Origin of the sequence: Natronospira elongata, from assembly GCF_034931365.1 — a bacterium.
Lineage (GTDB): Bacteria > Pseudomonadota > Gammaproteobacteria > Natronospirales > Natronospiraceae > Natronospira > Natronospira elongata.
This window is the reverse complement of the sequence record NZ_JAYGII010000083.1, coordinates 1-1,607: the sequence shown is the minus strand read 5'-3', so window position 1 is coordinate 1,607 and position 1,607 is coordinate 1. Positions and strand designations below refer to the sequence as shown.

Here is a 1,607-nt window from a genome sequence, read left to right as displayed (position 1 = left end):
GCTCTTTGGGGAGGTCACCTGTGCTGTGCCTGCTCGATACCGATACGGATCCCGAAGCGCAGAGGCGTCACCGAACTTTACGCATGCCCCACTAGCGCCCGAGCTTGGCCTTGAGAGCCAGTGCCAGGGCGCTTTCGGGTTCCTTGTTGCCGCCCTTGCCGCCACTCTTGCCGCGGCCACGGCCCCGCTGGGGCTTGTCGGCGGCCTTGCCGTGGGCACCGGGCTTGTCATTGCCGGCGCCGGCATCGGATTTCATGCTCAGGCCGATGCGCTTGCGGTCAACGTCCACTTCCATCACCCGAACCTGGACGATGTCTCCCGGCTTGACCACATCCCGCGGATCCTTGACGAAGCGGTCGGCCAGTTGGGAGATGTGCACCAGGCCGTCCTGGTGGACGCCCACATCCACGAAGGCCCCGAAGTTGGTGACATTGGTCACCACGCCTTCGAGCTTCATGCCTTCTTCCAGATCGCTGATCTTCTCCACCCCTTCCCGGTACTGCACCGTGCGGAAGGCCGGGCGCGGGTCCCGACCGGGTTTTTCCAGTTCGGCAAGGATGTCCTTGACCGTGGGCAGGCCGAACTGCTCGTCGGTGAATGCACTCGGGTCCAATGTTTTCAGGGTGCTTTCGTCGCCAATCAGTTGTCCGAGTTCACGGCCGGTCTTTTCCCGGATTCGTTCCACCACCGGATAGGCTTCCGGGTGTACTGCCGAGGCATCCAGTGGCTGTTCGCCCCGGATGCGCAGAAAGCCCGCGGCCTGCTCAAAGGCCTTGTCGCCAAAGCGATAGATCTTTTTCAATTGGCTGCGGTTGGAAAAGGGGCCGTGCTCGTCCCGGTGCCGGACCAGGTTCTCGGCCAGGCTGCTGCTCAGTCCCGACACCCGGCTGAGCAAGGCCGCCGAGGCGGTATTGGCATCCACACCCACCGCGTTGACGCAGTCTTCAACCACCGCTTCCAGGCTGCGCCCCAGTTTCACCTGGCTGACGTCATGCTGGTATTGGCCCACGCCAATGGATTTGGGCTCGATCTTGACCAGTTCGGCCAGCGGATCCTGGACCCGGCGGGCGATGGACACCGCCCCGCGCAGGGACACGTCCAGGTCGGGAAATTCCCGCGCCGCGGTTTCCGAGGCGGAATAGACGGATGCGCCGGCCTCGGAGACCACCAGGTACTGCACCCGGCCCATGCCCTTGCGGTTCAGCAGTTCCCGGATCAATCGTTCCGTTTCCCGGGAGGCGGTCCCGTTGCCGATGGCAATCAGGGCCACTCCGTGTTTTTCCACCAGGGCAGCAAGCACTTCCAGCGCTTGCTGCCACTGCTTCTGCGGGGGATGGGGATAGATGGTGGCGGTATCCAGCAGCTTGCCGGTGGCGTCCACCACCGCCAGTTTGGAGCCGGTGCGCAGCCCGGGGTCCAGGCCCAGCACCGTCTTCTGTCCCGCCGGGGCCGCCAGCAGGAGGTCGCGCAGATTGTTCGCGAAAACCTGGATGGCCTCTTCCTCGGCCTGCTCCCGAATCCAGTTGGTGAGTTCGGTTTCCAGGCGGACCAGGATTTTCACCCGGCCGGTGAAGCGCACTGCGTCCGCCAGCCAGTCATCCGCGGCC

The 1,607-nt window shown here is 64.4% G+C and carries 1 protein-coding gene; it reads right to left on the bottom strand.

All coding sequences use genetic code 11. From position 1 onward, the window contains the following. Positions 1-91 precede the first annotated feature (91 nt). Positions 92-1,607: helix-hairpin-helix domain-containing protein (locus VCB98_RS13785; RefSeq protein WP_346053515.1), on the bottom strand; the 1,516-nt coding region annotated here is incomplete at its 5' end.